This is a genomic window from Burkholderia stagnalis, from assembly GCF_902830275.1.
GTDB classification, from domain to species: Bacteria; Pseudomonadota; Gammaproteobacteria; order Burkholderiales; family Burkholderiaceae; genus Burkholderia; species Burkholderia stagnalis.
On record NZ_CADESW010000005.1, the window covers coordinates 56,097 to 80,029 of the forward strand.

The 23,933-nt window shown below is 68.6% G+C and carries 25 protein-coding genes and 1 pseudogene; 11 read left to right on the forward strand and 15 right to left on the reverse strand.

Going from position 1 to position 23,933, the window contains the following annotated elements:
• The first annotated feature begins 3 nt into the window (after nt 1-3).
• The 3 genes from copC to HWY45_RS11255 all read left to right on the forward strand — a co-directional run bounded on the left by copC (nt 4) and on the right by HWY45_RS11255 (nt 3,672).
• Nucleotides 4-378, forward strand: a complete 375-nt coding sequence (gene copC / locus HWY45_RS11245; RefSeq protein ID WP_059881271.1) for a copper homeostasis periplasmic binding protein CopC — start codon at nt 4-6, stop codon at nt 376-378.
• Nucleotides 378-1,319, forward strand: a complete 942-nt coding sequence (locus tag HWY45_RS11250; protein ID WP_059881273.1) for a CopD family protein — start codon at nt 378-380, stop codon at nt 1,317-1,319. The genes copC and HWY45_RS11250 overlap by 1 nt, the downstream gene beginning before the upstream one ends.
• Before the next feature lie 223 nt (nt 1,320-1,542).
• Entirely contained in the window at nt 1,543-3,672 is a 2,130-nt protein-coding gene (locus HWY45_RS11255) for a TonB-dependent receptor (RefSeq protein ID WP_059881275.1), read from the forward strand.
• 65 nt (nt 3,673-3,737) lie between these two features.
• On the opposite strand, the gene bfr is transcribed toward HWY45_RS11255, so the two are convergent.
• The 5 genes from bfr to HWY45_RS11280 all read right to left on the reverse strand — a co-directional run bounded on the left by bfr (nt 3,738) and on the right by HWY45_RS11280 (nt 8,618).
• Complete coding sequence (bfr, locus tag HWY45_RS11260) at nt 3,738-4,217, reverse strand: bacterioferritin (protein ID WP_059558060.1); 480 nt, start codon at nt 4,215-4,217, stop codon at nt 3,738-3,740.
• Nucleotides 4,218-4,404: 187 nt separating this feature from the next.
• Nucleotides 4,405-5,064: a M24 family metallopeptidase gene (locus HWY45_RS11265; protein WP_059881277.1), complete on the reverse strand. Its 660-nt coding sequence runs from the start codon at nt 5,062-5,064 to the stop codon at nt 4,405-4,407.
• 106 nt (nt 5,065-5,170) lie between these two features.
• A complete protein-coding gene (locus tag HWY45_RS11270; protein WP_059881279.1) occupies nt 5,171-6,439 on the reverse strand; it encodes an MFS transporter in 1,269 nt (422 codons plus the stop codon).
• A 26-nt stretch (nt 6,440-6,465) separates the two neighbouring features.
• Nucleotides 6,466-7,644 (reverse strand): chromate transporter, encoded by a 1,179-nt coding sequence (locus tag HWY45_RS11275; RefSeq protein ID WP_059881281.1) that lies wholly within the window; start codon nt 7,642-7,644, stop codon nt 6,466-6,468.
• Complete coding sequence (locus HWY45_RS11280) at nt 7,641-8,618, reverse strand: chromate resistance protein ChrB domain-containing protein (RefSeq protein WP_059881283.1); 978 nt, start codon at nt 8,616-8,618, stop codon at nt 7,641-7,643. The genes HWY45_RS11275 and HWY45_RS11280 overlap by 4 nt, the downstream gene beginning before the upstream one ends.
• Before the next feature lie 134 nt (nt 8,619-8,752).
• Between HWY45_RS11280 and HWY45_RS11285 the strand changes: the two genes are divergently transcribed.
• Nucleotides 8,753-9,817 carry a DMT family transporter gene (locus HWY45_RS11285; RefSeq protein WP_059558048.1) on the forward strand — a complete coding sequence of 355 codons (1,065 nt, stop codon included), beginning with the start codon at nt 8,753-8,755 and terminating at the stop codon, nt 9,815-9,817.
• A gap of 84 nt (nt 9,818-9,901) precedes the next feature.
• Here the strand turns inward: HWY45_RS11285 and HWY45_RS11290 are convergent, their stop codons facing one another.
• Complete coding sequence (locus tag HWY45_RS11290; RefSeq protein ID WP_059881284.1) at nt 9,902-10,318, reverse strand: cupredoxin domain-containing protein; 417 nt, start codon at nt 10,316-10,318, stop codon at nt 9,902-9,904.
• A gap of 112 nt (nt 10,319-10,430) precedes the next feature.
• Between HWY45_RS11290 and HWY45_RS11295 the strand changes: the two genes are divergently transcribed.
• Both HWY45_RS11295 and HWY45_RS11300 read left to right on the forward strand, forming a co-directional pair.
• Nucleotides 10,431-11,111 (forward strand): hypothetical protein, encoded by a 681-nt coding sequence (locus tag HWY45_RS11295; protein WP_150999085.1) that lies wholly within the window; start codon nt 10,431-10,433, stop codon nt 11,109-11,111.
• 154 nt (nt 11,112-11,265) lie between these two features.
• Nucleotides 11,266-11,625: a DUF2325 domain-containing protein gene (locus HWY45_RS11300; protein ID WP_414143456.1), complete on the forward strand. Its 360-nt coding sequence runs from the start codon at nt 11,266-11,268 to the stop codon at nt 11,623-11,625.
• A gap of 19 nt (nt 11,626-11,644) precedes the next feature.
• Here HWY45_RS11300 and HWY45_RS11305 read toward each other — a convergent pair whose 3' ends face one another.
• The 8 genes and pseudogenes from HWY45_RS11305 to HWY45_RS11340 all read right to left on the reverse strand — a co-directional run bounded on the left by HWY45_RS11305 (nt 11,645) and on the right by HWY45_RS11340 (nt 18,258).
• Entirely contained in the window at nt 11,645-11,968 is a 324-nt protein-coding gene (locus HWY45_RS11305; RefSeq protein ID WP_059881288.1) for a winged helix-turn-helix domain-containing protein, read from the reverse strand.
• Nucleotides 11,969-12,080: 112 nt separating this feature from the next.
• Nucleotides 12,081-12,368 (reverse strand): annotated as a pseudogene (locus HWY45_RS11310) (nitrogen fixation protein NifQ); the annotation flags it as partial.
• Between the two features lie 36 nt (nt 12,369-12,404).
• Nucleotides 12,405-12,830: a TOBE domain-containing protein gene (locus HWY45_RS11315; RefSeq protein WP_059881290.1), complete on the reverse strand. Its 426-nt coding sequence runs from the start codon at nt 12,828-12,830 to the stop codon at nt 12,405-12,407.
• A 136-nt stretch (nt 12,831-12,966) separates the two neighbouring features.
• Nucleotides 12,967-14,466: an efflux transporter outer membrane subunit gene (locus HWY45_RS11320; RefSeq protein WP_059881292.1), complete on the reverse strand. Its 1,500-nt coding sequence runs from the start codon at nt 14,464-14,466 to the stop codon at nt 12,967-12,969.
• The gene (locus tag HWY45_RS11325; RefSeq protein ID WP_059881294.1) at nt 14,463-15,422 is read right to left on the reverse strand and encodes an efflux RND transporter periplasmic adaptor subunit; all 960 of its coding nucleotides are present in this window, start codon (nt 15,420-15,422) and stop codon (nt 14,463-14,465) included. Before HWY45_RS11325 ends, HWY45_RS11320 begins: the two co-directional genes overlap by 4 nt.
• Nucleotide 15,423: 1 nt before the next feature.
• Nucleotides 15,424-15,636 carry a DUF1656 domain-containing protein gene (locus HWY45_RS11330; RefSeq protein WP_059881296.1) on the reverse strand — a complete coding sequence of 71 codons (213 nt, stop codon included), beginning with the start codon at nt 15,634-15,636 and terminating at the stop codon, nt 15,424-15,426.
• A gap of 34 nt (nt 15,637-15,670) precedes the next feature.
• Nucleotides 15,671-17,794, reverse strand: a complete 2,124-nt coding sequence (locus tag HWY45_RS11335; protein WP_059881298.1) for an FUSC family protein — start codon at nt 17,792-17,794, stop codon at nt 15,671-15,673.
• Entirely contained in the window at nt 17,791-18,258 is a 468-nt protein-coding gene (locus tag HWY45_RS11340) for a MarR family winged helix-turn-helix transcriptional regulator (protein ID WP_059881300.1), read from the reverse strand. Before HWY45_RS11340 ends, HWY45_RS11335 begins: the two co-directional genes overlap by 4 nt.
• A 434-nt stretch (nt 18,259-18,692) precedes the next feature.
• Between HWY45_RS11340 and HWY45_RS11345 the strand changes: the two genes are divergently transcribed.
• The gene (locus HWY45_RS11345; RefSeq protein ID WP_230946930.1) at nt 18,693-18,968 is read left to right on the forward strand and encodes a helix-turn-helix domain-containing protein; all 276 of its coding nucleotides are present in this window, start codon (nt 18,693-18,695) and stop codon (nt 18,966-18,968) included.
• 54 nt (nt 18,969-19,022) lie between these two features.
• Nucleotides 19,023-19,910: an ATP adenylyltransferase family protein gene (locus HWY45_RS11350; protein WP_059881302.1), complete on the forward strand. Its 888-nt coding sequence runs from the start codon at nt 19,023-19,025 to the stop codon at nt 19,908-19,910.
• Between the two features lie 90 nt (nt 19,911-20,000).
• Here the strand turns inward: HWY45_RS11350 and HWY45_RS11355 are convergent, their stop codons facing one another.
• On the reverse strand, nt 20,001-20,831 hold the full coding sequence (locus tag HWY45_RS11355) for an alpha/beta fold hydrolase (RefSeq protein WP_059881304.1): 831 nt from the start codon (nt 20,829-20,831) through the stop codon (nt 20,001-20,003).
• A gap of 186 nt (nt 20,832-21,017) precedes the next feature.
• Here HWY45_RS11355 and HWY45_RS11360 point away from each other — a divergent pair, with 186 nt between their 5' ends.
• From HWY45_RS11360 to HWY45_RS11370, 3 genes are all read left to right on the forward strand, one after another.
• Nucleotides 21,018-21,473, forward strand: a complete 456-nt coding sequence (locus tag HWY45_RS11360) for a MerR family transcriptional regulator (RefSeq protein ID WP_059881306.1) — start codon at nt 21,018-21,020, stop codon at nt 21,471-21,473.
• Nucleotides 21,474-21,623: 150 nt separating this feature from the next.
• Nucleotides 21,624-22,541 (forward strand): acetoacetate decarboxylase family protein, encoded by a 918-nt coding sequence (locus tag HWY45_RS11365; protein WP_059881307.1) that lies wholly within the window; start codon nt 21,624-21,626, stop codon nt 22,539-22,541.
• A 36-nt stretch (nt 22,542-22,577) separates the two neighbouring features.
• Nucleotides 22,578-23,822, forward strand: a complete 1,245-nt coding sequence (locus HWY45_RS11370) for a saccharopine dehydrogenase family protein (protein WP_059881309.1) — start codon at nt 22,578-22,580, stop codon at nt 23,820-23,822.
• The last annotated feature ends 111 nt before the right edge of the window (nt 23,823-23,933 follow it).

Genomic DNA, 23,933 nt, shown 5'->3' on the forward strand with positions numbered 1-23,933 from the left:
GCAATGAAGACGTCAACGCTCACACATCTGGCCGCACTGGCCACGGGCGCGCTGCTCGCGCTCGCACCGCTCGCGGCATTCGCGCACGGCAAGCTCGAACGCGCGTCGCCCGCAGCGGGCAGCACCGTCGAGGCGGCGCCGGACACGCTCCGGCTCACGTTCAACGAGGACCTCGAAGCGGCCTTCAGCACGATCGTCGTGGCGGACGCGAACGGCACGGCCGTCACGCAGGACAAGGCGCGGGTCGACGCGTCCGCGCCGCGCGTGATGACCGTCACGGTGCCGAAGCTCGCGACGGGCACGTATACGGTCCGGTGGGCCGTGATGACCGCCGATGCGCACAAGACGCGGGGCACCTACACGTTCACGGTGAAGTGATGAACGAAGGATTCCTGGGCATCCTGCGCCTCGCGGCGGTGGCGATCCAGAACCTCGGCTTCGCCGTCGTCGTCGGGGCGCTGTTCGGCAGCCGCTGGCTCGCGCGCGGCGACGCCGCATGGCAGGCGGCGGCCGGCCGGCGCATGGTCGTCGCGCTGCGTGTGGCCGCGGCCGGTGCGTTGCTGGCGAGCGTCGTCGCGTTCCTGGCGCACTGCGCGTTGATGAGCGATGCGACGCTGCTGACGGTGTGGCCCGCGGTATGGCCGATGCTGACGGGCACCGGCTTCGGCCATGCGTGGTTCGCGGGCGCGCTCGGCATGGGCGCGATCGTCGTGCTGTCGTTCCGGTGGCGGGGGCACGGCGATCGCGAGCCCGTCGCGCTGTGGCTCGCGATCGCCGCCGTCGCGCTGGCGCGCAGCCACGGCGGCCATCCGGTGGAGGCAGGGTGGTTCAGCCTGCCGGTGTGGATCGACTGGCTGCATCTGCTCGCGATCAGCACGTGGGTCGGCATCGTGTTCGTGACGGCCGGCGTGGTGATGCCGCGCCTGCTCGCCGCGCCGCGCGGCGAAGCGCCGGCCGGCGCGGCGTTCGTGCAGTCGCTGTCGGATGCGGCGACGGCCGCGCTGGTCGTGCTGTTCGTTACCGGCGCCTACAACGGCTGGCGCGGCGTGAACACGTCCGCCAACCTGTTCGACTCGGCGTACGGGCAGGTGCTGCTCGCGAAGCTCGCGCTCGTGCTGCTGGCCGCCGCGCTCGGCGGACACAACCGGTTCTTCGGGATGCCGAAGCTGTTGGCGGCGCTGTCGCATGCATCCGGCAACGCGCCCGGCGGCCCGTTGCGCCATTTCAACGTGGTGCTGCGCGTCGAGTCCGTCGTGCTGGCCGGCGTGCTGGCGGCTGCCGCCGTGCTTGCGTCGAGCCCGTTGCCCGGCACGATGTAACCGGCGTCACGCCGAAATCGAAAGCCATTCGTCAGGAATGGCGATTGTTTGGAATATGAAAGGTAGACGGCAAGCGTGTTGCAGGCAGGCGACACGCTTGGCGATTGATTAAAAATACGAATCATTATCGTTTAATATTTCGAGATATTACGAGCCGCGACCCGGACGTCGCGGCTTTTTCATGTCGTCGACCGATTTTTTCCGCTTCCGTCCACCTTCAACGATGAAACTCAACCAGAACGCCTGCCGCGCGCTCCTGATCGCCACGTCGCTCGCCGGCGCCAAGACCTCGTTCGCGCAGGCGAGCGATGCGGCGGCCACGCTGCCGACCATTTCCGTGCAGGCTGCCGCCGAGCGCGCGACCTACGATGCGAGCCGCTCGCGCGCGGCCACCAAGACCGACATGTCGCTGATGGACGTGCCGCAGACGGTGAGCGTGGTGCCGCACGCGGTGATCGAGGACCAGAACGCGACGTCGATGCAGGACGCGCTGCGCAACGTGCCGGGCGTCGGCTTCTCGGTGGGCGACGGCCAGCGCGACCAGATCACGATCCGCGGCTTCAACAGCATCACCGACCAGTACGTCGACGGCATTCGCGACGACGCGCTCTACTACCGCGACCTGTCGAACGTCGAGCGCGTCGAGGTGCTGAAGGGGCCGGCGGCAGTGCTGTACGGCCGCGGCTCGGCCGGCGGCATCGTCAACCGCGTGCTGAAGCGGCCGCAGGCGAACCCGGTGCGCGACGTGGGCGTGACGCTCGGCACGCGCGGCGAGCGGCGTGGCGAATTCGACCTCGGCTGGAACGCGAACGATGCGGCGCGCTTCCGCATCACGGGCGCGGCCGAGAATTCGAACAGCTTCCGCGACCAGTTCCAGCTGAATCGCCAGGCGATCGCGCCGTCCGCGCAGTTCAAGCTGAGCCCGGACACGGTGCTCAATGTCGAGTTCGACTACCTGCACGACCGGCGCACCGCCGACCAGGGGATTCCCGCGTATCTCGGCCGGCCGGTCGACGTGCCGATCAACACGTACTACGGCTCGGCCGATGCGGCGAACAGCTCGTACAACTCGGTGTCCGCGAAGAGCGCGACGGCGTCGCTCGATCACCGCTTCAGCGATTCGCTGTCGTTCCATGGCGCGATCCGCGCGTATGACTTCTCGCTCGAACGGAAGAACTACGTGACGTTCCAGCCGATCAAGACCGCCGCGCGCCCGAGCGTCACGCTCGACCAGTCGACGCGGCAGCGCACCGATCACGGCGTCGACGGCGTGTTCGAGCTGACGCAGAAGACGACGCTGTTCGGAATGCGCCACGAACTGCTGTACGGGCTGGAACTGTCGCAGCAGCAGAAGTTCGACACGGTCTACAACGTGACGAAGGTCGCGACCTACGATCTCTACAACCCGCAGCTCGTGAACCTGCCCGGCGTGCCGGCCGGCACGCGCCCGCGCACGAACGCGTCGACCGTTACCGGGCTCGCCGGCGTCTACGCGCAGGACCTGATCTCGCTGTCCGAGCACTGGAAGGTGCTCGCCGGCCTGCGCTTCGACTACCTGAACCAGATCCGCCACGACTACACGTCGGCGAACCTCAACCTCGAGCGCACCGATCGCGCATGGAGCCCGCGCGTCGGGCTGATCTACGAGCCGCTCGACTGGCTCACGCTGTATGCGTCGTTCAGCCAGTCGTTCTCGCCGCTCGCCGACACGCTGATCAGTTCCGGCGCGTTCGCGAACGGCGCGGCGCTGGCGCCGCAGAAAACCACCGCGTACGAGATCGGCTCGAAGTTCGATCTCGGCGGCAAGGCGATGGCGAGCGTCGCGCTGTTCGACATGCGCCAGACGAACCAGCAGATCGGCGATCCCGCGCATCCCGGCTATGCGCTGCCGATCGGCACGCAGCACGTGCGCGGCATGGAGCTGGGCTTCTCCGGCGAGATCGCGCCGAAATGGTCGGTGCTGGCCGGCTATGCGTACCTGAACGGCACGGTGGACGGCTCGCCGCAATCGACGGCGGCCGGGCTTACGCTGTCCAGCAACACGCCGGGGCTGATGCCGCGCCATAGCGCGAGCCTGTGGCTCAAGCGCGAACTGCCGTACGGCTTCTATGCGGCGGCCGGCGCGCAGTTCCAGTCGGCGCGCTATGCCTCCGCGAGCGATCTCGTCACGCTGCCGTCGTTCACGGTGTTCAATCTCGGCGCCGGCTACCGCAGCAAGAAGTTCGACGTGACGCTCACGCTCGACAACGTGTTCGACCGCCGCTACTTCATCTCCGCGCACGGCAACGCGGACCTGTACAACATGCCGGGCGAGCCGCGCACGCTGACCGCCACGATGAAGTGGCACATGTAATGCCTGGGAAGCGCCGCGAGCCCGTCATGCGGGCTCGCGGGCAGGCAGCGCGGCGCCGGCCGCGGTCACGATTCGGGTGACGCCATCCCCGACTGCAGGTAGTTCTGGATGCCGACCTTCTTGACCAGGTCGAGCTGCGTTTCGAGCCAGTCGATATGTTCCTCGGTGTCCTCGAGGATGCGCTCGAAGATCTCGCGCGAGATGTAGTCTTGTGCCGATTCGCAGTACGCGATCGCTTCCTTGCAGGTGGACTGCGCGCCGCGTTCGAGCTTCAGGTCGCACTCGAGGATTTCTTCCGTGTGCTCGCCGACGAGCAGCTTGTGCAGATCCTGCAGGTTCGGCAGGCCGTCGAGCATGAAGATGCGTTCGATCAGCGCGTCCGCATGCTTCATCTCGCCGATCGATTCGTCATATTCGTGCTTGCCGAGCTTGTCGAGACCCCAGTGCTTGTACATGCGCGCATGCAGGAAGTACTGGTTGATCGCCGTCAGCTCGTTCTTCAGCTGCGCGTTCAGATAGCCGATGACCTTCTTGTCGCCTTTCATCGCGGATCTCCCACCGTCATGGCGTCGTGCCGCTTCAACGATAGTCAGTCGCGCGCCGAATCTCAATCCGACATTTGCGATTTGCCGGGGTACCCGGAAGGCGAATCAGTTGCATTAGCATGTGCACCGCACCGCACCGCACCGCACCGCACCGCACCGCATTGCATCACGCATCACGCGTCACGCATCACGCGAGCAGGTCCTCGTAGAACGCGCCGAACGGGCGCGTCGGATGCGCGAGCTGGATCTCCAGGATCCACAGGCCCGCGTCGGGGCACGCGTCGAAATCGCCGAGGTCGCCGGCCTTGTAGATCGCATGCGGGAAATCCGACACGCGATGGCCCTTGATGTCCAGGTTCAGGCGCCAGCCGAGTTCCGTCGCGCGGCGCTCGGCGTACGCGTAAAGCGCGGTGCCGCCCGCGCCGCTCGTCTGCCAGTGATGCTTCACGTCGTCGAACAGCGTGCGGGCGGCGTCCGCGCAGGCCCGCATGTCCGCGTCGTCGCCGACGACGAAGGTTGCGCCCGCATCGCCTTCGTGTGCGTCCCACACCACGCCGAGGTCGATGAAGAAGATGTCGTGCTCGCGCAGGCAGGGATCGTCGTCGGAGCGCTGCTTGAAAGTCTTCAGCGTGTTCTCGCCGAAGCGCACGATCACCGGATGCCAGATGCGGTCCATCCCGAGTTCCGTCATCACGGCCTTGCACAGCGCGGCGGCTTCCGATTCGCGCATGCCCGGCTTGATCCGCGCGGCGACGGCGTCGACCACTTCCCATGTCCGGTCGCGCGCCGTCAGCATCTGCTCCAGCACGTACTTGCTTCCCACTGCCTGCTTCATGTCGGTGTTCACGCGTGTTGCTCCGTCTCCGTTATAACTGACGGAATATAACGATGGACGCACGCGCTGTCCACGTCGCGGGCCTGCGGCGTTTTGCGCGGCGTTTCCGAGCATGCCGCTACGACCGGCTGTCGGCGTCGGGGCGGACGTGCCGGAACGCGGCCAGCAGCGTGAGGTCGTACGCGATCTTCAGCACGCCGCAGGCGACGAGCGGCGCGCCGAGCCAGCCGAGGCCGAACAGGCCGCCGGCAAGCGTCGGCGCGAGCGCGGCCGCGAGGCTGCGCGGCACCGACGTGACGCTGGCCGCAGCCGCCCGTTCCGGCGGCGTGACGACCGCCATCACGTAGGCGGTGCGGGTCGGCACGTCCATTTGCGACAGTGCGCTGCGTACCAGCAGCAGTGAGAGCGCGGCCGGCAGCGAGGTGGCGACGGCGGCGCCGATCAGGCACACGCTCGACGGGATGTGCGTAAACACCATCGTGTTCAGCAGGCCGATGCGGCGCGACAGCGGCGCGGCGGCGAGCTGCGAGCCCGCGCTGAGTAGCCCGGCCCAGAAGAAGAACCGGCCGGCCGCGCCGACCGACAGGCCGAAGCGCTGCATCAGCCACAGCGCCAGCAGCGAGTTGACGACGAGCCCGCCCGCGAACGCGTCGACGCTGAACAGCAGCGCGAGCCGCATGACGATGCGCCGCGACGGCCCGAGCGGGGCCGCCGGGGCCGGCGTGCGCTGCGCGGTGCGCGGCAGCTTGCGATACAGCGCGCACACCGCGATGCCGGCCAGCGCATACAGCACGAACATCGCGCGCATCGCGGCGAGCGGCGCGAACCCGGCATGCGCGGCCAGCCACGTCGGCACGCCCGCCGCGAGCGCGCCGAGCGCGGCGGACACGGCGCCGACCAGGCTGTAGCGCGCGAACAGCGCGATGCGCGCGTCGCCGCCGGCCGCCGCCGCGAGCCGGGCCTGCTCGAGCGGCAGGAACAGGCTCACATCGCCGGCGCTCGGATTGAGCGTGCCGACGAACGCGACGACGAGCAGCGGCCACCAGCCGGACAGGCTCGCGAAGCCGATGCCGGTAGCGGTCATCAGCACGGCCGCAAGCGTCAGCAGGCGACGATGCGCGATGCGGCCCGCGAGTGCGCCGACGGCCACGGTCGCGATGGCAGAGCCCAGCAGCGTCGCGGTGCCGAGCAGCCCCACATGAAGTTGCGTGAGGCCGAGCGCGAGCAGGTAGGCGGGCAGCAGCACCGCGATGAAGCCGTCGGTGAAGCCGCGCAGGCCGCGGCTCGCGAGCAGGATCCACGCGGTGGCGTCGATGCCGTCCGGCAGCAGGCGGCGTGCGACGCGGGTCGCGGCAAGGGCGGCGGTGCGGCCGCGCGGAACGTGCATGGCGCAGGCGCCGCGCGAGCGGCGCGTCAGTGATGAAGGAACGGATAGGCCGCGAGCCCGATCAGCGCCGCGGCCGTGACGATCACGGGCTCCTGCAGCTTCTTGAAGCGCCACAGCAGCAGCACGGTCGCGACGGCCAGCGCGGCCGTCGGCAGATCGACGATCGAGCGTTTCGCGATGACGAGCACGGAACCGGTGATCGCGCCGACGGCCGCCGCCGTGATGCCGTCGACGAACGCCTTGACGTCCGCGCGGTGGCCGTACTTCTTCACGTACGGCGCGGGAATCACCGTGAACAGGTAGCACGGCAGGAAGGTGCCGAGCGCGGCGACGCACGCGCCGGGCAGGCCTGCCACGAGGTAGCCGATGAAGCCGACGGTGATCACCACCGGCCCCGGCGTGATCATCGCGACCGCCACCGCATCGACGAACTGCTTGTCGTTGAGCCAGTGGTGCTCGGTGACGACGCCGCCGTACAGGAACGGCACGATCGCGAGCCCCGAGCCGAACACGAACGTGCCGGCTTTCGCGAAGAACACGCCGATCTGCGTGAGCACGGAAACGTCGATGCCGCTCAGGAAACCGCTCGCAGCCGGCAGATTGGCCGCGGCGAGCGCGTTCAGCCCGCCTTTGTCGAGCCATTTCGGCGGCGCGCGCCAGAACAGGCCGATCAGCCCGGCGACGATGAACAGCCACGCGATTTCCGATTCGGTGACGAAGGTCACGGCAGCCAGCGTCAGGAAGATCGCCCAGAGCAGCTTGTCGTTGCCGATGGTCTTCGTGGTCAGCTTGTACGCGCTCATCGCGATGATGCCGACCACCGCGGCGCCAACGCCATAGAACACCGCCTGCATCCACGACAGTCCGCCGAAGTGCGCGTACGCGAAGCCGAGCGCGACGACCATCAGGAACGACGGCAGCACGAACGCGAGCCCGACGAGCGTCGCGCCGAGGATCCGGTAGTGCACGTAGCCGAGGTAGATCGCGAGCTGCGCGGCCATCGGCCCCGGTGCGAGCTGGGCCAGCGTGAGTCCTTCCTTGTAATCGGCCTCGGTGATCCAGCCGTGCTTCTCGACGAGATCGCGGCGCATGTAGCCGGCAAGCGCAACCGGCCCGCCGAAACCGAGCGTGCCGAGGCGCAGCATGTAGCCGACCAGCTGGCCGAGCGAGTAGGTCGGCGTGTTTGTGGCAATCGTCGTGGTCATGACCGTCCCCGGCTTTCGATTTTTCCATTCGACGCAAAGTGCGCGTACAGCGCGTCGAGCACCGCGCCCATCTGTTCCAGCAACTGATCGTCGTTCTCGGCGCGTTGTCGCGTGCCGGCCATCACGGCCTCGAATCCGACGGCTTCGGGCACGGCCGTACCCCCGACGTCGAGCGCGTGCACGATTTCGCCGAGCCGCATCAACGCCGCATCGTTGTCGAGCCCGAAGCTCGCGAGCAGCACCTCGAACGTCACGCGCTCATCGACGTGCGTGAACGCCGCGCCGTCGAAGTCGAAGCCGAGCGCGCCGGGCGGGCAGTCCTGCGGCGACGCGAGCCACCGGAAGCGCGCGCGCGGGTCGATGAAGCGGCGGATCAGCCACGCGCTCGCGACGCGGTCGACCCACAGGTGGCGGCGCGTCGCCCAGGTGCGCCCCTGGTAGTCGCCGAGCGGCAGCAGCGGGATTGCGCGCGACGCCGCGTGCGGCTCGCCCGGCGACAGCACCGTCTCGACGACGGCGACGAAATCGCGCCAGGCGGCCTCGGCGCGGGCGGCCGCGTCGCCCGGGAACCAGTCGGTCGCGCGCAGCGCGTCGTAGTCCTTTTGCAGGCGGCGCAGCCCGCGCGCCAGCTCCGCCGGCGATTGCGCGGACAGCGTCTTGCGCGCGTCCGACAGCGCGCGGATGAAGGCCGCGTATTCGTCGTCGCGGGCGAACAGCGCGCGGAATTCCGCGTCCTGCGACGCGTCGAGGCTCGGTGCGCGCAGCAGATGCGCGGTGCCGCCGCTGCCGGCGATCGCGCCAGCGAGTTCGCGCAGCATGCTTTCGCGTTCCTCCGAGTACGGCAGCAGGTAGATGCCGTCGCGCAGCACCGCGCAGCCCTTCGCCTTCAGCGCGCGCCAGAAGCGCATCCGCGCCGTCGCGTTTTCGGTCGGCAGCGTCAGCACGAGGAGCGACCAGGTCGAGATCGTATTCATGTAGACAATGCTACTCGTGCGTTATGATCGCTACAAGTTTACTTGTCGACCGGGGCCGGCGACATGCCGTCATGCCGGCGGGATAATCTGGCGGCGTCGCGCAGGCCCTGCGCAATCCTTACGTTTTCCGACCTATGCACACGAGATTCAATGCGATCGCCGTCGCGCTGACCGCCGCCGCGCTGTTCGGCGCGGCCACGCCGCTCGCCAAGGCGCTGCTCGGCGCGATGTCCCCGTTCATGGTGGCGGGCCTGTTCTACCTGGGAAGCGGGCTCGGCCTCGGCGTGGGGATCCTGATCCGCCGGCTGCGGCGGCCCGCCGCCGCGCCCGCCGGCGACGGCCATGCGCTGAAAAAATCCGAGATTCCGTGGCTGGCCGGCGCGATCGCGGCGGGCGGCGTCGCCGGGCCCGCGCTGCTGATGCTCGGGCTCGCGAGCACGCCGGCCGCCACGAGCGCGCTGCTGCTGAACCTGGAGGGTGTGCTGACCGCAGTGATCGCGTGGGTGGTGTTCCGCGAGAACGTCGACCTGCAGGTGTTTCTCGGCATGGTGGCAATCGTCGCCGGCGGCGTGCTGCTGTCGTGGAAGCCGGCGGCGGCGGGCGTGCCGGTCGGCGCGCTGCTGATCGTCGGCGCATGCCTGTGCTGGGCGATCGACAACAACCTCACGCGCAAGGTGTCGGCGAACGACGCGATGGTGATCGCGTGCCTGAAGGGCTTGTTCGCGGGGCCGGTGAACATCGCGATCGCCGTCGCGACGGGCGCCGCGCTGCCGGCCGTGTCGACCGCGGCGGCCGCGATGCTGACGGGGCTCGCCGGCTATGGCATCAGCCTCGTGCTGTTCGTCGTCGCGCTGCGCGATCTCGGCACCGCGCGCACGGGCGCGTATTTCTCGGTCGCGCCGCTGTTCGGCGTTGCGCTTTCACTGCTGATCTGGCCGGAAATGCCGTCGGTTGCGTTCTGGGCCGCGGCCGCGCTGATGGCGCTCGGCATCTGGCTGCACGTGCGCGAACGGCACGAGCACGAGCATGCGCACGAACGGCTGGAGCATACGCATCGGCATCGCCACGATGCGCATCACCAGCACACGCACGATTTTCCGTACGACGGCGACGAGCCGCACACGCATCCGCACGTGCACTTGCCGATCACGCATTCACATGCGCATTTCCCGGATATCCATCACCGGCATCGGCATTGATCCGGCGTTGATCCGGCGTTGATCCCGCATTGACCCGACAGCCGGCGGACGGCGCGTGGTGTCGCGCGCCGTCCGCCTCGAACGTCAGCGCGTGACGACCAGCGCCGCATGCATGCCGGCCGCATAGTGGCCGGGCTTGTTGCAGATCAGCGCGTAGCGGCCGGGCGCAAGCGTGAGTGCCAGATGCTTGTGTTGGCCGGGCGCGATGTCCTCGACCTCGCCGATCTTGTGCAGCCGCACTTCCTGTACCAGCCCCTTGCGAACCGGCAGCGCGCCGTCGGCGAGATCCGTCTTCAGCACGACGAGTTCGTGCGCCATGTTGCTGCCGGCCGAATTCACGACGTCGAACGTCACCCTGCCCGCCTTCACGTCATACGGCTCGAGCTGAATCGCGTCCGACCGCAGTGTCGCCTTGATGGTCTGCTGCGCGCGGGCCGCCTGCGACGCGATGCCGAGCGCGGCCACGCTTGCGACGAGCGCAGTACGCCAAGCCATGTTCATGGTTGCCCTCCCTTGATCGATGAAACGGGGTGCCTGTCGAAACTGGTGCGAACGCCGCGCGGCATACGTGCGGTAAACGTTCGGCTCTCACGGCTTATTCCGGGGACGGGCGGTGTTTCTCGACGGGGCAGGGCAGTCACTTGACGGCAGCGTACGGCAGCACAGCCGTGGGCGACGCCGGCGCTCGCTATGTTCTGCTGTATATTACGAGGCCGTGAAGATGCGACGCGCGGTCGGACGGTGCGCGTTCGGTTGCAGTGAGGGCGGGATGGATGAACGGGTGCAGCAGGCGCAGCAGGACGCCTTCGCGGACGGCGGGCTGTCCGCGAGGATCGTGCCGTTGAAGCGGCGCGAGGACGGGCCGCGTGCGGAACGGATCGCGAGCGTGGTCGACGCGTTCGGGCGGTTGCGCGGCAGCGTCGTGCGTTTTGTCGCACTGCTCGCGCGGCGCGACGCGGCGGCACTGGCGCCCGACGCATCGGACGTCATGCCGTTCGATGCGTTGTTGCAGGCGCTTGCCGCGCATGCCGAACGCACGGGGTTTCACTGCCTTCCCGAACTGAACCGCTGCATCGAACGTGCCGGTACGGCGGAACGGCACCGCGACGTGATCTTCGCGCAGGCGCCGCCGGCCAGTGACGCCGCATTGCGCAACGCGGCCGCGATGTTGGAGCGGCTCGATGCCGAGTTCGTCGGCCTGTGCGTTGCGCACGTGCTCGCGTGTCACCCCGCGCACCCGCTGCCGGCCGATGTGGCGACGATGCCGCGCGGCGGCCGCGCGATCGTCGCGTGAATGCCTTTTGAAAGAGGTCTGAGATAGACATGCCCCCGTTTCGACTGTCGCGGCTGGCATCCGGCCACGCCGACGGGCCGGCGCTGCGGCCGCCGCAGGATCGCTGCTGCGCACCCTCGCGCAACCTGAGAGCCAATCTGCGACCCTGACGCGCGTGCAGGGCAAACGCGTCGTGTACGCCGGCGGACGCCCCGGGCCGCATGCGGCGATCCGGCGGCTCGTCGAAGTGGCCGGCGGTTTGCCGACCGTGCACGACGGCGGCATCGAGGACCGCAAGGGCAAGCTGGCCGCGTCGATTCCCGGCGCGGACCTGGTCGTATTCCCGGTCGATTGCGTCGACCACGATTCGATGAACACGCTCAAGCGCCTGTGCGAGCGGCACGGGATCGCGTATCACCCGCTCAGGACGGCCAGCGTCGCAAGCTTCGTCGACCTGATGATGGAAGAGCCGGAAGTGCCGGCGACGCAGCACGGCTGCGGCCGCACGACGGCGTTCTGCCTGCGGCACGGCTGACGCCGCGCGGGCGGGGCAGTCAGGGCTGCATGAAGCCGGTGAGTGCCGCGATCTGTTTCGCGCAGTGTTTTTGCGCCTGCTGTTCGATCGCGCGATAGAGCCGGACGATTTCGTCGCCGACCGGCGTGAGCGTGCAGCCGCCGCCGCTGTGGCCGCCTTGTTCCGACACGGTGGCGGGCGACGTGAGCGAGCGGTTCAGTTCGTCGATCAACAGCCACGCACGGCGATACGACATGCCGAGGCTGCGCGCGGCTGCCGAGATCGAGCCGTGCTCGCGCACCGCTTCGAGCAGTGCGACCTTGCCGGGCCCGAGCGCGACCGTGTCGCCCATGCGGATGCGCATGCGGAAACTGACCTGCGGTTCGTCGATCGCGCGCCGCTTGGCGGGAGGTGGGGATTTCGTCATGCGCGCAAGGATACACGAACGGGCTGTGCGTGCGCGGGCCGTGCGGCGGCTAGCGTGCCGGCGGAAAGCAGTGCGCGTAGTCCTCGCAGCCGGGGCATCCCGGCGCGGGCCCGGGCGGCTCGCCGAGGTGCGCGGCGATTTCCATCGCGAGGAACTGCTTCCAGCGCAGATGCGCGACGTTGCGTGCGGCGAGCGCGGGGAAATTGCGCGCCAGCATCCCGGACACCGCGTCGCGCCCGTCGAGCCCGAGATCCCGCCACAGGCGATCGGAGCGCAGGCACGCGTGCGCTCCGATCGCGGCGATGCACTCGGCATCGTCGGCGCGAACCGTGTGGCTGACGTCGCGCAGCGGCAGCGCGTTCAGCGTCACACGTCACTCGACGCCGACGATCACGCTCGATGCCTTGAAGATCGCCGTCGCGGTCGCGCCGCTCACGAGCCCGAGGCGATCGACGCTGTCGTTGGTGACGATCGCGACGATCTGCGCGCCGCCCGGCGCGGCGATCGCGACTTCCGAATTGACTGCGCCCTTCGTGACGGACGACACGGTGCCCGCGATGCAGTTGCGCGCCGACACCTTGCTGCTGTCGACGTCGACCATCACGACGACCGACGACGCCTTCACCAGCGCGAACGCGGCGGAACCGGCCGCGAGGCCCAGCGACGCGGCGCTGCCGTGCGTGATGACGGCGACGATGTCGAGGCCGTCCGGCGTGCGGAGCGTGACTTCGTCGTTGACGGCACCGGCCTTGACGGCGGTGACCTGGCCGGCGAAGTGATTACGGGCGCTGGTTCGCATGATGGATCTCCGGAAGGGATGCCGCTGCCCGGTGGGCAGCGCACGGTGAATGCAGTGCGGCGGATAGTGTACTGCCGCCGCGACCGGCCGGCCGCCGCCGGCTGCTATGTCGCGGATCAGGCGCCGGCCGCGCGTGTCATTCGCCGGCCGCCGGTTTCCGCGCAGGGGTGTTCGCCTGCGGCTGCGCGTGCTGCGCGGCCGGCGCCGCCTCCGCTTCCCAGCCGCCGCCGAGCGCGAGGAACAGCCGCACCTGGTCGGCCGCGACTTGCCCCTCGGCCGCCGCGACCTGCGCATGCACGCTGGTCAGCGTGCGGGTTGCATCGAGATCGGAGAGGAACGATTCGCGGCCGGCCTGATAGAGCCGATGCGTTTCGTCGGCCGAGCTGCGCGCCGATTCGTACGCGGTCCGCAGCGCGTCCGCGCGCTGCGTATCGGCCGCGTAGGTGGCGAGGCTCGATTGCGTTTCGCGCAGCGCGTTCAGCACGACGCCGTCGAAATGCGCGAGCGCGCCGGCCGTCGCCGCCTCGGCCTCGCGCACGCGCGCGCGCTGGCCGTTGACCGGGAAGGTCCAGCTGATCAGCGGTCCGAACGACCAGCGGTTGGTGGTCGGCGAGAACAGGTCGGCGGCGAGGCCGGTCGTGCCGGCCGATGCGCCGATGCTGACCGACGGGTACAGCGCGCCGGTCGCGACGCCGATCCGCGCGGTGGCGGCCGCGAGTTGCCGCTCCGCTTCGCGCACGTCCGGGCGGCGGCGCAGCAGCGCGGCGCCGTCGCCGATCGGAATCGGCTGGCGCAGCGCCGGCAGCCGCTCGCAGGCGGCGACCGCTTTCGGCAGGTCGGCGGGCGCGCGCGCGAGCAAGGCGGCGAGCTGGTACTGCGCGACCTTGCGGCGCCCCTCGAAGCGCGGAATATCCGCGGCGAGCGTGCGCGCCTGCGTCACGCCGCGCGTCACGTCGGTCTGGTTGCCGCGCCCGGCATCGCGCAACCGCTGCGACAGCGCGACGCGCTGCCGCTGCAGGGCGAGCGACTGCTTCGCGATCGCGAGCTCGTCGCCGGCCGAGCACGCTTCGACATACGCGCGCACGACGTCAGCGACCACCGTGATGCGCGCGAGATCGCCGGCGGCGCGCACGGCATCGTCGTCCGCGCGCGCGGCTTCGACGCCGCGCCGCAACTTGCCGAACAGGTCGATCTCGTACGACACGCTGATGCCGATCGATCCTTCGTTCACTACCGGCAGCTTCTTTTCCAGCAGGAACTGCTCGGCCGACTCCTGCGCACGCTGCACGCCGGCCTCCGCGCTGCCGGAAAACCCGCCCTGTGCGTTCGCGACGTCCAGCGCCGCGCGCGAGCGCGCGAGGTTGGCCGCCGCCACGCGCAGGTCGGTGTTCGACTTCAGCGCGTCGCGCACGAGCTGGTCGAGCACGGGATCGTCATAGAGCTGCCACCAGTTGCCGGGCACCGCATCGTGCGACACGAGCGTGCCGCCCGCGCCGTCGAGCGCGCCGTTCGCGAGCGGCGCGTTTACGTACGCCTGCTGCGGCAGATGGTAGTCGGGGCCGACGGACTTGCACGCGCCGAGCGCGAAGGCGAGCGGCGCGAGCGCCGCCGCGAGCCGGATGCCGCGCCGCGTCATTGCGACGCTCCCGCCGCGCGCGCGGCCGACGTAGTTGATGCGGTTGACGCGGCCGACGCGGCGCCGGCCGCCTTCGGTTTCGACGTGTCGTCCGCCGCGCGCACCGACACCGTCGCGGTGCGGCCGGCGATCATCCGGAAGTCGTCCGGCACCTCGTCGAGCGCGACGCGCACCGGCACCCGCTGCGCGAGGCGCACCCAGCTGAACGCCGGGTTCACGTTCGGCAGCAGGTTCGCGCCCTGCGTGCGGTCGCGATCCTCGATCGCGGCGACGATGCTCTGCACGTGGCCGCGCAGCGGATGCGGCTCGCCCATCACCGTGATGTCGACGGCCTGGCCGATATGGATGCCGCGCAGCTTGGTTTCCTCGAAGTAGCCGTCGACGCGGAACGAGTTCAGGTCGACGACCGACAGCACGGCCCGCCCGGCCGGCACGTATTCGCCGACGCGCGGCGCGCGATCGTTCAGGTAGCCGTCGACCGGGCTGACGATCGTCGTGCGCTGCAGGTTCAGGCGCGCGGTGTCGAGCGACACCTTCGCGTCCTCGACCGTGGCCTCGCCCTGTTCGACGCGGGTGCGGCTTTCCTCGACCTGTTCGCTCGCGACGAGGTTGCCGAGCTTCAGGTTGCGCGCGTATTCGCGCTTCGCCTGCGCGAGCGTCGCGCGGCGCTGGTCGAGCGTCGCTTCGGCGAGGCGTTCCGCGAGCGTGTAGCGCGCCTGGTCGATCACGAACAGCACCTGGCCGCGCTTGACCGGCTGGTTGTCGACCACCTGCACCGACGTGATGAGGCCCGACACGTCGGGTGCGACCTGGATCACGTCGGCGCGAACGTGCCCGTCGCGCGTCCACGGCGAGAACATGTAGTAGTTGACGATGCGCCACAGCACGAGCGCGGCCACGACGACGACGATCAGGGTAAGCAGGACCTGTCCTGCGGAGAGCCAGGATTTTTTCACGTTAGGTAGCCACGAGACGGTGGGACACGATCACGACGGCGGCAAGCACGAACACGTAGATGCCGAGATCGAAGATCGAACGGTGCCAGACGAGGCGATAGAAGCCGATGCGCGTGAGCCCGGCGCGGATCGCGATGTTGATCAGGTAGGCGATCAGCATCAGCACGAGCGGGGCCGGCACGAATACGCCGAAGATGTCGATTTCGCCGATCATGGTCGCGGCCTGGAAAGCGGGGAAAGGTAGCGGATCATGCCTGCGCTCCGCCGCGGGCCCGGGGCGCGTGCGCCGCCTCGGCCGGATACAGCGACAGGCGCAGGCCGACGAGCGCGTGCAGCGTGTCGCGCAGCCAGCGATGCATTGCGGGCGCGGCGGGCGCGGCGGCCGATGCATCGGCGCCGGCGGCCGGCGGCTGCGCGCGGCCGGCGACGCGGCGCAGCGTGTCGTCGATCGTCGCGAGCAGCGCGTCCGGCGCGGGCTGGCGCGCATTCGCCGCCGCGCAGCGCGCGAAATGCGCGTGGACGCCGCTCAGCACGCGGTCGATCGCGGCCGGCATGTCGCCGTCGAGCTTGCGGCGGTAGCGGCGCAGGTCGAGCGCGTTCAGCGCGATGCGCAGGTCGCGGAAGCTCTCGATCGACGGATGCCGGTGGTCGTCGGACGCGCCGAGGCGCGGCAGCAGGTGCGTCACGCGGTCGAGCATCCGCGACGCATGGTTGCGCGGGTTGTCGATCGGCTGCGTCGACGCCGACAGCGCGACGTCCTCCCAGCCCGAGCGCAGCAGCCGGCGCACCGCGAGCTCCGCGCCGAACGGCCGGGTGGCGCGGGTCCACACGAACGCGAACAGCAGCCCGGCGACGCCCGCGAGGTTGCTGTTCAGGAACACGAAGAAATCGGCTTCGTATGCGCTCTGGATGCTGATGAAGGTGGCCGTGTTGACCGCGACCAGCATCGTCACCATGTTGAACTGCGGCCTCGGCAGCAGCGTGCCGACCAGGATGAACGGCCCGGCGAAGAGCAGCACGAGCATCGCGAAGTCGTGCACGTGCGGCAGCACGACGAACAGGTACAGGCCCGCGATCACGACGCTCGCGCAGGTCGCGAGGAAGAACCGGAACACCATCGGCGCCGGCTCGTCCAGCGCGGCGAAGAAGCTGCACGAAACGGCCACCAGCGTGACGGCGCTCGCGCCGTCGTGCCAGCCCGAGCTGATCCACAGCCCGCAGGCGGCGACGATCGCGCACACCACCGTGAGCGTCGAGAACAGCATCATCCCGCGGTCGAAGAAGCGTTCGGTGCCGCCGAGCCGCCAGTGCCGGTAGCGCGGCTGCCACACGCCCGATTCGTTCGCGATCAGCGCGCGCAGCGAACGGCAGTCCTGCCACACGTCGATCACCTGGCGCAGCCGCCACAGCGCGTTCGACAGCAGCGCGCCGTCCCAGGTCGACAGCGCGGCGTCGGGCGGCTGCAGCGCGGCGATGCGCTCGCGCAGCCGGTCGGCGACCGGATCGTCGACGCTGCCGGTGCTGTCGCCCCGCAGCGCGGGCAGCGGCGCGTCGAACCACTTCGCCGCGTCGGCCAGCAGCGCGTCGAGCCCCGCGGGGCGCACGTGGAGGTCGCGCATCAGCGCGATCAGCGGATCGGCGAGCGACGAGATCAGCGGCAGGAACAGCTGCATCCGGCCGCTCAGCGCCTGCGAGCGCGCGAGGATGCGCGGATGCGCATGGTCGTAGCCGAGCTGGCTCAGCAGGAATTCGAGCCCCGTGATCGTCGCCGCGAGGCGCTGCCGGCACGCGGAAAGCGCCTTGCCCGCGAGGTGCCCGGACAGCGTTTCGCGGCCGTAGAACGCAGCATCCTTGAACCACGCGTCGGTCCGCTCGATCAGCGTGGGCGCGAGCCGGCTCGGGAAGATCGTGCTGCCGACCACGCTCGCGCAGACGATGCCGAGCACGATTTCCTCGGTGCGCGCGAGCGCGACGTCGAACACGGTGGTCGGGTCGGTCACGGTCGGCAGCGCGATCAGCGGCATCGAATAGCCGGCGAGCAGGAACACGTAGCTGCGCGCGGTGCGGTCCGACATCGCGAGGTAGAGCAGCGTGCCGCACCACGCGCCGACGATCAGGCTGAACAGGAACGGTGTCTCGACGAACGGCGGCACGAAGAAGATCGCGGCGGCCGCGCCGAGCGCGGTGCCGAGCGCGCGGTACAGCGCCTTCGAGCGCGTGGCGCCGACGAACGGGTTCGACACGATGTAGACGCTCGCCATCGCCCAGTACGGGCGCGGCAGCTGGAAGAACAGGCCGAGATACAGCGCCAGCATCGACGCGGCGAACGTCTTGGTCGAGAACAGCCAGTCGCGAACGCTCGGGAAGGTCATGGCGCGGAGCCGGGGGCGTGGCGCGGCGCGGCCTCGCCCGGCGCGTTGAAGGCGTCGAGCACGCGCAGCGTCGTCTCGAGCTCGGCACGCGTAATGCCTTTCAGCACGCGTGCGCGCAGCACCTTCAGGTCGGCTTCCATCTGCGCGGTGACCGCGCGGCCCGCGTCGGTCAGCGAGATCGTTTTCGCGCGGCGGTCGCCCGGATCCTCGTCGCGGCGCGCGAGCCCCGCCGCGCACAGCTGGTCGAGCAGCCGCACCAGAGATGGCCCTTCGATGCCGACGTGTTCGGCGAGGGTGCCTTGCCGCACGGCCTCGCCGAGCCGCCCGACCATCAGCAGCGGCGCCGCGCAGGCCTCGGAGACGCCGTACGCGTTCAGCACGCCGTCGCTCGTCCGGCGCCATTTGCGGGCGGAGAGCACGAGCATGCTGCTGACGGCAAGGCGGAGATCGTGCAGGTTCGTCATGGCCGAAATGATAGAGGCAATACCATTCGATAGCAAACTATCGGTTTTCGTCATGTACGTGTCACGTCCGCGCGGCTCGCGCGGGGCGGCATGGACGCAATGTAGGGTGTCGATCGGGAATCGGTCAAGGTGCGTGGAGGCATCGGGGTAATCGTCTGACGTAAGCGACAGAGTGTCGGCGTCGAAGGCCGTGCCGACGCTCATCCGGCGTGGGCCTCAAGCCCGTAGAAACGGTAGAACTGCGCAATTGGTGTATCCATCGCGAGCGCCTGAAGCGGGAAGGCGTCCGCCGGATTCCGAGTATTCGTCGTGGTTGATAGCTGCCGTATGAAATCCGCGGCAATGCCGGGTCTCACGCGGCCGTGGCGATCGAGAAAGTGCTCCCATAGAGACATGTCGCGAAATCCCGGTCCCGCGATTCGTTTTGCCGGGACGTGCTCGCGGCGCCGTCCGCGTCGCTCGGCGTCGACGAAGCGGCGCGCCGCGTGGGGCTCAGCCGCCGCAGCTTCACCCGGCTGTTCCGCGAGCAATTGGGGGTGAGCTACGTCGCGTGGCGCGAGCAGGCGTGCCTGCTGGCCGCCATCGCATGGTTTGCGCAGGGCCGCTCGATCACGCGCGTGGCCTATGATCTCGGCTATGGCAGCCCGACGGCGTTTTCGGCCATGTTCAAGCGCATCGTCGGCGTCGCGCCGCATCATTACCGCACGTAACGTCGAGTGTTCCTGCCGGAACGCTTAACCTGCATTGGAGCGCAAGCGGAGACCATGCACCATTCCATCCTTCAGCCCGGCGCGTTGTGGCCGGCCATCGTGCAACGAACGGCGCACGCCCTGCGGACAGGGGCGTTGCGCCCGATCGAAACCGTCCAATCGTCGATCGTGGACGGCGGCGTGCGGTTCCTCGTCCGTCGCGTGTCGAGCCTGGCCCGCAAGGACACGGCACGCGCGGCGGGCCGTGCCGGAGGCAATCCATTCCTCCCGTACGACCCCGACCTGTTTGTCGCGGATATCTCCGATACCCATGTGGCGTTGCTGAACAAGTTCAACGTCATCGAGCATCACCTGCTGATCGTCACCCGCCGCTTCGAAGCGCAGGAGTCGTTGCTGAACGTGGCGGACTTTGCCGCGCTGCTCGCCTGCATGGCGGAGTTCGGGAGTATCGGTTTCTACAACGGTGGGGCGGCCGCCGGTGCGAGCCAGGCTCACAAGCATCTGCAGATCGTGCCGCTGCCGTTCGTCGAGGGTGGCCCGGCGTTGCCGATCAGCCCGTTGATCGAGTCGGCGCGGATCGCCGGTGCGATCGGCACCATTCCGGGCCTCGCGTTTGCGCATGCGTTCGCGCCGCTGGAACTGTTCGCGGCGCCCGTGCACGAGACGGCGCGCGCGGCATGCGAGCGCTACCGCGCATTGCTCGATGCGGTCGGCATCCGGGCGCTCGATGTCGACGGCGAACCGCGCCAATCGGCGCCGTACAACCTGCTGGTCATGCCCGCGGGGCTGCTGCTGGTGCCGAGATCCACCGAGCGTGTCGAAGGCATCTCGATCAATGCGTTGGGGTTCGCCGGCTCGCTATTCGTGCGGGACGACGCGCAGATGCGGATCATCGACCGCGTCGGCCCGATGAATCTCCTGCGGCGCGCTGCCGAAGCATGAGCCTGTGCGGCGACGTGGGGCCCGGGCTTTGCCGCACCCCACGCATGCACACAGAGGATGCCAGGGGACGCCCCCTGGCATCCGTCGCGTTCAGCCGCGGATAAACGCGAGCAGATCGGCGTTGATCGTTTCGGCGTTGGACGTGGGCATGCCATGCGGGAAGCCCGCATAGGTCTTCAGCGTGCCGTTCCTGGCGAGCTTCGCCGACAGGAGGCCGGAATCGGCATAGGGGACGATCTGGTCGTCGTCGCCATGCATCACGAGGACGGGAATCGTGGTGCTCTTCAGGTCTTCGGTGAAGTCGGTCTGCGAGAACGCGACGATGCCGTCGTAGTGGGCCTTGGCGCTGCCCATCATGCCCTGCCGCCACCAGTTCCAGATGACGCCCTGCGACGGCTTCGCGCCTTCGCGGTTGTAGCCGTAGAAGGGGCCGGCCGGCACGTCGTAATAGAACTGCGCGCGGTTCGCCGCGAGCTGGGCCTGGAGGTTGTCGAACACTTCCTTGGGCAGGCCGCCCGGATTGCTGTCGGTCTTGACCATCAACGGCGGAACGGCGCTGATCAGCACGGCCTTGGAGACGCGGTTCTCGCCATGACGGGCGACGTAATGGATGGCTTCGCCGCCGCCGGTGGAATGACCGACGTGGACGGCGCCCTGCACGCCGAGGTGATTCACCACCGCGGCGACGTCGTCCGCGTAGTGATCCATGTCATGGCCGTCCCAGACCTGGCTGGATCGTCCGTGGCCGCGACGGTCGTGCGCGACGACGCGGTAGCCCTGGGCCAGGAAGAACAGCATCTGTGCATCCCAGTCGTCCGCGCTGAGCGGCCAGCCATGATGGAAGAAGATCACCTGCGCATCGCGCGGGCCCCAGTCCTTGTAGAAGATGTCGACGCCATCTTTCGTAGTGACGTATCCCATGGTTGCTCCTGTTCAGTAGACGATATCGATCAGTGACGGACATTCCGGTTGCTGCGGATCAATGATGGCGGGCTCCTGACGATGGCGGGTTGATCGAACGGCAATGCGGCTGTCGCGTGCTCGTTGGCGACGAACCGACTCTAGGATTAAAGTTAGATTTAATGTCAATACGCTGAAGGGGCAAGCATGAGAATTGGGGAGCTGGCGAAGGTCAGCGGGCTGACGGCATCCCGGATCCGCTTTTACGAGGCGGAAGGGCTGATTACGGCCGTCGAACGCAGCACGAACGGCTATCGCGACTACTCCGAGGATGCGGTATGGATGCTGGAGATCATCTCCGGCGCGCAAAAGGCGGGGTTCTCGCTGGAACAGATCCGCCATCTGCTGCCGGTGGGGGCCGGCAACTGGCAGCATGAAGGGCTGGTGGAGGCGCTCGAACGGAAAGTCGCCGAAATCGATGCGATGCGCAAGCGCCTCGAGGAGAACAAGGCGCAACTGCTCGTCGCGATCGACAGCATCAGGAACCGGCCGACCGACTTGAACTGCGCCGAGCGCACACGGTGGGTGATGGACCGGCTGCGCGATCGGGGCGCGGCGCCGGCACCGGGCAATGGGCGTCGCTCGAATTCGAGCGACGAATGATGCGACGCCGAAACCGCAACCGACGCGCTCCTCTACCGGAGCCCTTGACCTTAAAGTTGAGTTGAACCTTAAAGTGCCTGCTGACGGCAATGCGTCGGCAGGCTTCGGGTGTTGCCTGCCACGGTCAATCATCGAGGAGGGGCGACGAACATGGACAGGCGGTTTACACAGGTCGAATTCGGGCCGCACAAGGTCGACGTGCCTGAAGGCGGCTACTACGACCGATTCCGGATGAATCCGGACCTGAACGAAGTCGCGCGGGATCCCGCCGCGGGAAACATCGATTTTTTCCGTCGGATTCCGAAGCGTCTGGTCAATTCGAGGGTCGGCCCGACCTGGGCGCCGAACTTCTACTACCGTTCCAGCAACATCCAGCTATTGTTCATGGCGCCGCTCGACCGCCTGCGGGCCATGTTGCCGGCGCCGCTCGAGCCGTTGCGGGCGGTGCCGGGGCACGGGCTGGTGGCGTTGACGTTCTTTTCGTATTCGGTCTGCGACAACGATCCGTACGACGAAGTGTCCGTCGCGGTGGTGATCCGCCGGCCCGGCGCGCGCGGTTCGCACGCGCTGGAGCTGATCGATGCCATGCGGCGCCGGAGCTTCGTCGCGCACGTGCTGGCGCTGCCCGTCACCACGGAAATCGCGCGGGTTCGCGGCGTATACGGCTATCAACTGCCCAAGTGGCTAGCCGACATCGACGTGAACATCGGCGCCGACGTACGCGCCCGCATTGCCGGCCCGGGCGGCCGGCCGGACCTGAGCCTGCGCGCGCCGCTGCCGGCGCTGAACAACGTTGCGTCGCAGTCGCGGATGAGCACGGCGACCATGATCAATCTCATCGACGGCGAATGGCACCAGAGCTCGGTGCAGACCAATACATTGTCGTTCGCCCAGCGCCTGTTGCCGCGCGACGTCGAGCTGGTGCGGCACGGCGGTCCGCTGAGCCAGTTGCTCGACGGATTGGGCGTATCCGCCATCATGCGTCTCGACGTGGCCAACGACGCGCAGCTGGTTCTGAACCTGCCGACGCCCTTGAAAGCCTTCGATGGGCCTGACAAGCAACGATAACGGCGCTTCGACTCGCCCACTCAAAAGGAATCGATCATGACCGCACCGGCCTATGACCTCGTCGTGTTTGGCGCCACCAGCTTTGTCGGGCAGATCCTGACCCGCTACCTGTCCGAACACTTGTCGGGCGACGTCGAAACGCTGCGCTGGGCCATTGCCGGCCGATCGGAAACGAAGCTCAGGCAGGTCAGGGATGCGCTGGGCGCGGCGGGGCAAGCCTTGCCGATCATCGTCGCCGACGCGGCCGACGAAGCGCAGCTGCGAGCGCTGTGCGCGCAAACGCGGGTGGTCGTGTCGACCGTCGGGCCCTATGCACTTTATGGAGAACCGCTCGTCAAGACCTGCGCGGAAACCGGCACGGACTATTGCGATCTCACCGGCGAGACCCAGTGGATCAAGCGGATGATCGACAAGTACGAGCCCGCGGCCCGTCAATCGGGGGCGCGCATCGTCCATTGCTGCGGCTTCGATTCGGTGCCGTCCGACATGGGTGTGTTTTTCCTGCAGCAACAGGCAAGGCGGCAGTGGGGCGTGCCGGCCGAGCAGGTGAAGATGCGCGTCAAAACGCTGAAGGGCGGCGCGTCGGGCGGAACGGTGGCGAGCGTGATCAACGTCGTGCGGGAAGCCGCGGCCGATCCCGCGTTGCGCCGGGAACTGCTCGATCCGTATTCGCTGTGTCCGAAGGGGCACGGATTCACGGCGCGGCAGCACGCCGTCCGATCGGCGGAGTTCGACCGCGACTGCGATGCGTGGATCGCCCCGTTCGTGATGGCGGCCATCAACGAGCGGGTCGTGCATCGCTCCAACGCGCTTGCGGGCAATGCGTACGGCAGCCGGTTCACCTATGACGAAGCCGTCATGACGGGCACGGGCCTCAAGGGCCGCGTGGCCGCGCTGGCGATGGTGGCCGGCCTCGGCGCGTTCATGGTGGGCGTCGTCATCAAGCCGGTGCGCAGCCTGATGGAGCGGTTCCTGCTGCCGAAGCCCGGCGAGGGGCCGAGCGCCGCGGCGCAGCTGGCCGGCCGCTACGATCTGCGTTTCTTCGGCCGCGCCGGCGACGGGCGGACCTTGCGCGTGAAAGTCACCGGCGATCGCGACCCCGGTTACGGCTCGACGGGCAAGATGCTGGGCCAGGCCGCGATCGGTCTCGCGCTGGATTGCCGCAGCGGCGGCGAGAAGGCCGGGCGCGGCGGCGGTTTCTGGACGCCCGCGACGATGTTCGACGAGCGCTATATCGAGCGTCTGGTGCGCCATGCGGGGTTGCGCTTCGAGCTGGCGTGATTCGGCAGCGGTATCGGCATGGAAACAATAAATATCGGCATGCGAATCAACGCGGGGAGGCGGCTTACTGTCACGGCTGATCAGATGGCCGGATCCGATCCGGCCGGGGAG